The 6,443-nt window shown below is 53.0% G+C and carries 6 protein-coding genes; 5 read left to right on the top strand and 1 reads right to left on the bottom strand.

The window, feature by feature from the left end:
• Together Q0L39_RS10010 and Q0L39_RS10005 are read left to right on the top strand one after the other, a co-directional pair.
• The coding region (locus tag Q0L39_RS10010; RefSeq protein WP_296628850.1) for a 3'-5' exonuclease at positions 1-432 on the top strand (432 nt) is incomplete at its 5' end.
• Between the two features lie 40 nt (positions 433-472).
• The gene (locus Q0L39_RS10005; protein ID WP_296628848.1) at positions 473-1,321 is read left to right on the top strand and encodes a putative RNA methyltransferase; all 849 of its coding nucleotides are present in this window, start codon (positions 473-475) and stop codon (positions 1,319-1,321) included.
• Between the two features lie 70 nt (positions 1,322-1,391).
• On the opposite strand, the gene Q0L39_RS10000 is transcribed toward Q0L39_RS10005, so the two are convergent.
• A complete protein-coding gene (locus Q0L39_RS10000) occupies positions 1,392-2,621 on the bottom strand; it encodes a YibE/F family protein (RefSeq protein WP_296628846.1) in 1,230 nt (409 codons plus the stop codon).
• A 267-nt stretch (positions 2,622-2,888) separates the two neighbouring features.
• On the opposite strand from Q0L39_RS10000, the gene hrcA reads away from it, so the two are divergent.
• The 3 genes from hrcA to dnaK are packed head-to-tail and all read left to right on the top strand — an operon-like array spanning position 2,889 to position 6,415.
• The gene (gene hrcA, locus Q0L39_RS09995; RefSeq protein WP_296628845.1) at positions 2,889-3,920 is read left to right on the top strand and encodes a heat-inducible transcriptional repressor HrcA; all 1,032 of its coding nucleotides are present in this window, start codon (positions 2,889-2,891) and stop codon (positions 3,918-3,920) included.
• A 46-nt stretch (positions 3,921-3,966) separates the two neighbouring features.
• Complete coding sequence (gene grpE / locus Q0L39_RS09990) at positions 3,967-4,527, top strand: nucleotide exchange factor GrpE (protein WP_296628843.1); 561 nt, start codon at positions 3,967-3,969, stop codon at positions 4,525-4,527.
• A gap of 52 nt (positions 4,528-4,579) precedes the next feature.
• Entirely contained in the window at positions 4,580-6,415 is a 1,836-nt protein-coding gene (gene dnaK / locus Q0L39_RS09985) for a molecular chaperone DnaK (protein WP_296628840.1), read from the top strand.
• The last annotated feature ends 28 nt before the right edge of the window (positions 6,416-6,443 follow it).

Raw genomic sequence — 6,443 nt, 5'->3', positions numbered from 1 at the left:
AAGGGTTTGGAGTTTGACACGGTGGTGCTGCTCGACTGTCTGGAGGATGTATTTCCGGCCCACGGAGCAGTGGAAAAGTACAAGCTCGAGATGGAGGAAGAGATGGAGGAGGAAGCACGGCTGTTCTATGTCGCCTGCACCCGTGCCCGCCGCCGGTTGGTGCTGCCCTGCGCACAGTTTTCTGCAAACGATCCGGTGGTTCCGTCGCGGTTTCTCGACCGGCTGCTGCATCCGCAGGAAAAGGATCTGTCGATCGGCGCAAACCAGCTGCGGCTGTATCCCGGGCTTAAAATCGAACATAAAAGCTTTGGCAGGGGACAGGTGATGAGCGTCGACCGCACCCGCGGCGTATTTACCGCCTTCTTTGGAAAGAACGGCACCCGCACCCTGACCATGGCAATCCTGAAATCGGACACCATTCGCCCGCTTTGACGGGCAGACCCTATCAACATCAAAGGGAGGCATCCTTGTTATGAGTATTCTGCTTTGTCCCAACTGCCGCACCCGACTGGAGCAGCAGGGGAACCGTTTTTGCTGCCGCAACGGACACAGCTTTGATCTGGCGTCGTCGGGCTATCTGCACCTGCTGCCCTCCAGCCGGATGCACGCCAAAATCCCTGGCGACAACAAACAGATGGTGCGTGCGCGCCGCGAATTTTTGAGCAAGGGATATTACCAGCCGGTCAGCGACGCCCTCAATGCCGCCGTGCTGGAATACTGCAAAAAGAATGTCCCACTTCAGATGGTGGACGCCGGCTGCGGCGAAGGATACTATACCAATCGTCTGGCGCAGGCTTGTGCCGATGCCGGTCAGGAATTCTCGATGGTCGGCATCGACATCTCCAAGTTTGCGGTGGATGCCGCTGCCAAATCTGCCGCCCGCCTGCCTGAAATCGCGCCAAAGGTACAGTATGCGGTGGCAAGCGTCTTTGAGCTGCCGGTCAAGGACCACAGCTGCCATGTGGTGACCAATCTCTTTGCACCGGTGTGCATCGAGGAGTACCGCCGTGTGCTCAAGCGCGGAGGCATTCTGGTGTTTGCGGTCACCTCGACCCGCCACCTCTGGCAGCTCAAGGAGCGCATCTACGATGAGCCGTACGAGAACGAGAAGTTCGACCACGTCTACGAGGGATTTGAGATGGTCGGCAAGCAGAAGGTGTCCGCCACCATCTCGCTGCCGTGTCAGGAGGACATCGACCACCTGTTCACCATGACGCCGTATTACTACAAGTCCTCGGTCGAAACCACCGCCCGTCTGCACGCGCTCGGGACGCTGGACACCGAAATCGACGTGGATATCATCACCTATCGTGCAAAATAAACGCCGGACGGCGCATAAAAAATGTGCGGGGAAGCATCCTTTTGATGCAGACCCCGCACATTTTTTGTTTTTATTCTTCTGTATTGCTTTCCAATGCTTCTGAAAGCTCCGGCAGTTGGTCTACCTGCTCTTGCTCCGGTTTTGTACGGCTATGGCAGGCCAGTCCCGCGCCGATCAGCGCCGTGATCGGGATGGTACACAGGATGCCGATGCTTCCGCACAGTGCCTGCAGCAGTTCGACCACGATCAGCTCGCGGTTGAGCAGTTGTTCGAGGCTCGCCTGATAGGAGGCATACAGCAGCACCGTCGTCAGCGAGCCGCCGATGTAGGCCAGAATCAGTGTGTTTGCCATGGTGCCCATGATGTCCCGTCCGATGGTGAAGCCCGACTGCACCAGATGCCAGAAGGAGATATCCGGCACCTTGCGGCAGATCTCGAACAGGGCAGAGGTGATGTCCATCGCCACGTCCATCGTCGCGCCCATGGCGCCGATGATGATGGCGGCGAAGATGATGGCTTTCAGGTCGATGGGATTTGTCTCGTTGAGCAGCGAAACATACATCGTCTCGTCGTCGAGGTAGCCGCTCAGATGCAGCATCTGTTCCATCAGGATGGTGAGCAGTCCGGCGACCAGCACACCGCCGGTGCATCCCAGTGCCGCCGACAGACTTTTGCGGCTGGGACCGCTGACCAATGCCAGCGTCATTGCGATGACATACAGACAGGTGACAATCGAGATAAAATAAGGATTACATCCTGCCAGAATGGCGGGAACAAAGACTACAAACACTGCAAGGCAGGTAAAGCCCAGCGACAAAATCGTCTTGACGCCGGTGAGTCCTCCCAGAATGAGCAGTCCAAGAAGGAAGGCGCCGCCCAGAATCAACAGTCCGTCGGTGCGGCAGTAATCGCCGGCGACCCACTGCTGTTCACCATTTAGCTCCACCTGTGTCAAAAAGATTTTGTCGCCCACCTGAACAGGGATGGAGCCGGTGGTGGTCATGTTGTCGATGGTCTGGGTGGCGATAACCGTTTCGCCCTCCTGTTCACCCGACAGAAACTGTGCCTGGAAGGTGATGACCTGTTCATAATATACATTTCCGCCGATCTCTCCGATATCATTGCGGTCGTACAAAATCAAAAGCACCTTTGCCTTTTCGGACACCAGCTCGGTTTCGTTGCGAAACAGGTTTGCCTGGTCCACCCACAGCTTTGCGCCGACCAGCAGATAGACGACCGACAGCGCCACGACCGCCAGATAGAACAAGAGGCGTCGGGGAGAGGGTTTTGTAATCTGCAAAGAAAATTCCTCCTTTGTTTGCTTCCTATCTTATATGGAAACTCATTTACATCCGAATTTGAGTTTACCACACAACGCAGAAGCTGTAAATGGGGAAAAGGGAGCTGTTTTACAAAAAGAAAAACCTTCCAGAGGGCAGATAAGATCAACGTTGCGTCAAGTTGTTAATATTTTATGAAACCCCTTGACATTGATTGGGAATCGTGTTAAATTATGTTTAGCACTTGAAGGTAATGAGTGCTAAAGAATCAAAAAGAGGTGATGGCTTTGGAATTGGACAATCGAAAACAAAAGATCCTCAAGGCTATCATTGAAGAATACACCAGAACCGGTGAGCCGGTCGGCTCCAAGCGCATCGCGTCGCTGCTGGACATTGTGGCTTCACCGGCAACCATTCGAAATGATATGGCGATTCTGTTTGACATGGGTCTGCTCGAGCAGCCTCATACCTCGGCAGGAAGGGTGCCTTCCCACATGGGCTATCGGTACTATATCGACCATCTGATGGTACCAAGTCCCATCTCTCCAAAAGAGATGGCAGCCATCGAAGCGATGTTCAACGTCCGTGACCCAGATCCGGACCGGCTGCTCTCGGATGCAGCACAGGCGCTGGCGGATTACACCCACTGCGTTGCGATCTCCTCGACCACAACGCCGCCGGAAGTGCTGGTTCGGCACATCGAGCTGATTCCCGCCGCCGAACGAACCGTCATCATCATGGTGATCGCCTCCAACGGTGCGGTCAAAAGCCGAGTGTGCAGGGTGGATTTTGAGGTCACAAAGAATATCTGCGAGTTCTTCACCAACTTTGCCAATGCAAGACTGGCAGGGAAGAGCATCAACGAAATCTCGTCGGCCTATATCAATTCCCTGACATTTTCGGTAGGGGATTACACCGAGGTGTTCACCAGCCTGCTGACTGCAATCTACTCGCTGTGCAAAGAGATCAACGACGGACAGTTCTGCACCCGCGGAATGACCAACCTCCTGGCGTATGATGAGATGAAAGACTTTTCCAAAGATCTTCTGCTGATGCTGGGAAAGAAGGAGCGGGCCATCGAGCTGTTAGGTGACGGAAACTTTGATGTTCGCGTCACCGTCGGCAAGGAAAACAACAGCATGGAGCTTGCAAACGCTTCGGTGGTGGCAGTTCGCTACAACATCGGACCTTCCCGCTGCGGAACGCTGGCGCTGGTCGGACCGGTGCGGATGGAATATCCAAAGCTGATTCCGCATATCGAATACTTTGCCAGAATGCTAAGCGAGCTTCTCAGCGAAGCAATGCGGGAACAACCATAATGCAGAATACAATCTGAAATACACAGAATCGGGATAAAAAGGAGATATGGACGTGCCGGAGAAAAAGAAAAAAGACCAACAGTCGGCGCCCGAACAGGACGCAAAGGTAGAAGCACCGGAGGAAACCAAAGCTGCGGACAGCACACCGGAAGCACAACCGGAACAGGAAACCGCTGAACAGAAGCTGCAGGAGCAGCTGGACCAGCTCAACGACCGCCTGCTGCGCACGCTGGCAGAATATGACAACTATCGCAAACGTTCCATCAAGGAAAAAGATGCGATCTATCCACAGGCAAAGGCGGACACCGTCGAAAAATTCCTGCCGATCATCGACAACTTTGAAAGAGCCATGCAGACCGAATGTTCGGACGAGGCCTTCAAGAAGGGCATCGACATGATCTTCCAGTCGTTTATCAAAACGATGCACGAGCTGTCGGTGGAGGAAATCGGCAAGGAGGGCGAACCGTTTAACCCTGATCTTCACAACGCAGTGATGCATGTGGAGGATGAAAACTACGGCGAAAACGTCGTTGCTCAGGTTTTGCAGAAAGGCTACAAGATCGGCGACCGCGTTGTTCGATATGCAATGGTCAAAGTTGCAAACTAAATTTTGTTAAAACATATCATTTATTTATAGAAAAAAATGGAGGTAATTTATCATGGGAAAAACTATCGGTATTGACTTAGGTACTACAAACTCCTGCGTAGCCGTTATGGAAGGCGGCGAACCAGTCGTCATCGCAAATCCAGAAGGCGCTCGCACCACTCCATCCGTCGTTGCTTTCTCCAAGACCGGTGAAAGAATGGTCGGCCAGGTTGCAAAACGTCAGGCTGTCACCAACGCTGACAGAACCATCAGCTCGATCAAACGTGAGATGGGCACCAACTACAAAGTAACCATCGACGGCAAATCCTACACCCCACAGGAAATCTCCGCAATGATTCTGCAGAAACTCAAAGCTGACGCAGAGGCATATCTGGGTGAGCCTGTCACCGAGGCTGTTATCACCGTTCCTGCATACTTCACCGACGCACAGCGTCAGGCAACCAAGGATGCTGGTAAGATCGCTGGCCTGGATGTAAAACGTATCATCAACGAGCCAACCGCAGCTGCTCTGGCTTACGGCGTTGATAAAGAAACCGATCAGAAGATCATGGTATACGACCTGGGCGGCGGTACCTTCGATGTATCCATCATCGAGATGGGCGACGGCGTACAGGAAGTTCTGGCAACCGCTGGTAACAACAGACTGGGCGGCGATGACTTCGACCAGAGACTGATCGACTACTTTGTATCCGAATTCAAGAAAGAAAACGGCATTGACCTGTCCGTCGACAAGATGGCAATGCAGAGACTGAAAGAAGCTGCTGAAAAAGCAAAGATCGAGCTGTCCGGTATGACCCAGGCAAATGTTAACCTGCCATTCATCACCGCAGACGCTACCGGTCCAAAACACTTTGATATGAACATCACCCGTGCAAAATTCAATGAGCTGACCGCAGACCTCGTTGAAAAGACCATGGGCCCAGTAAATCAGGCTCTGTCCGATGCAGGCCTCACTCCATCCGACCTGAACAAAGTTCTTCTGGTTGGCGGTTCCACCCGTATCCCAGCTGTTCAGGAAGCTGTTAAGAGAATCACCGGCAAAGACCCATTCAAGGGCATCAACCCTGATGAGTGTGTAGCTGTTGGTGCTGCTATCCAGGGCGGCGTTCTGGCTGGCGAAGTAAAAGGCCTGCTGCTGCTCGACGTTACTCCTCTGTCCCTTGGTCTGGAAACCCTCGGCGGTGTATCCACCAAGATCATCGAGAGAAACACCACCATCCCAACCAAGAAATCCCAGATCTTCACCACCGCTGCTGATAATCAGACCTCGGTTGATATCCATGTTCTGCAGGGCGAGCGTGAAATGGCTAAAGACAACAAGACACTGGGTATGTTCCGTCTGGATGGTATCGCTCCAGCAATGAGAGGTACTCCACAAATCGAAGTTACCTTTGATATCGACGCAAACGGTATCGTTCATGTATCCGCAAAAGACCTCGGCACCGGCAAGGAACAGCACATCACCATCACTTCTTCCACCTCCATGTCCAAGGAAGACATCGACAAGGCTGTCAAAGAGGCTGAGCAGTATGCAGAAGCTGACAAGAAACAGCGTGAGGAAGTTGATATCCGCAACGGCGCAGACCAGATGATCTTCCAGACCGAAAAGACTCTGAAAGACCTCGACGGCAAGATCGACGCTGCTGACAAGGGCGAGCTGGAAACCAAGCTGAACGCTCTGAAAGAAGCTGTCAAAGGTTCCAACCTGGACGACATCAAGGCAAAACAGGAGGATCTGCAGAAGAAATTCTACGATGTATCCGCAAAACTGTACCAGAATGTCAACCCACAGGCTGGTCAGCCAGGTCCTGACATGGGCGCACAGGGCGGCAACGACAACAATCAGAACAACGATGGCTTTGTAGACGCTGACTTCAAAGAGGTTTAATCTTCTCTGATTGCAAGATAATTGTTCA

This window comes from uncultured Negativibacillus sp., assembly GCF_944388365.1.
Taxonomy (GTDB): Bacteria; Bacillota; Clostridia; order Oscillospirales; family Ruminococcaceae; genus Negativibacillus.
The sequence above is the reverse complement of the archived record's forward strand: the minus strand, read 5'-3'. Positions and strand labels throughout refer to the sequence as shown.

Bases quoted from the DNA above. Each gene is read 5' to 3' on its own strand.
- Q0L39_RS10005 (WP_296628848.1), top strand. From the start codon at position 473: ATGAGTATTCTGCTTTGTCCCAACTGCCGCACCCGACTGGAGCAGCAG.
- grpE (WP_296628843.1), top strand. From the start codon at position 3,967: ATGGACGTGCCGGAGAAAAAGAAAAAAGACCAACAGTCGGCGCCCGAA.
- dnaK (WP_296628840.1), top strand. From the start codon at position 4,580: ATGGGAAAAACTATCGGTATTGACTTAGGTACTACAAACTCCTGCGTA.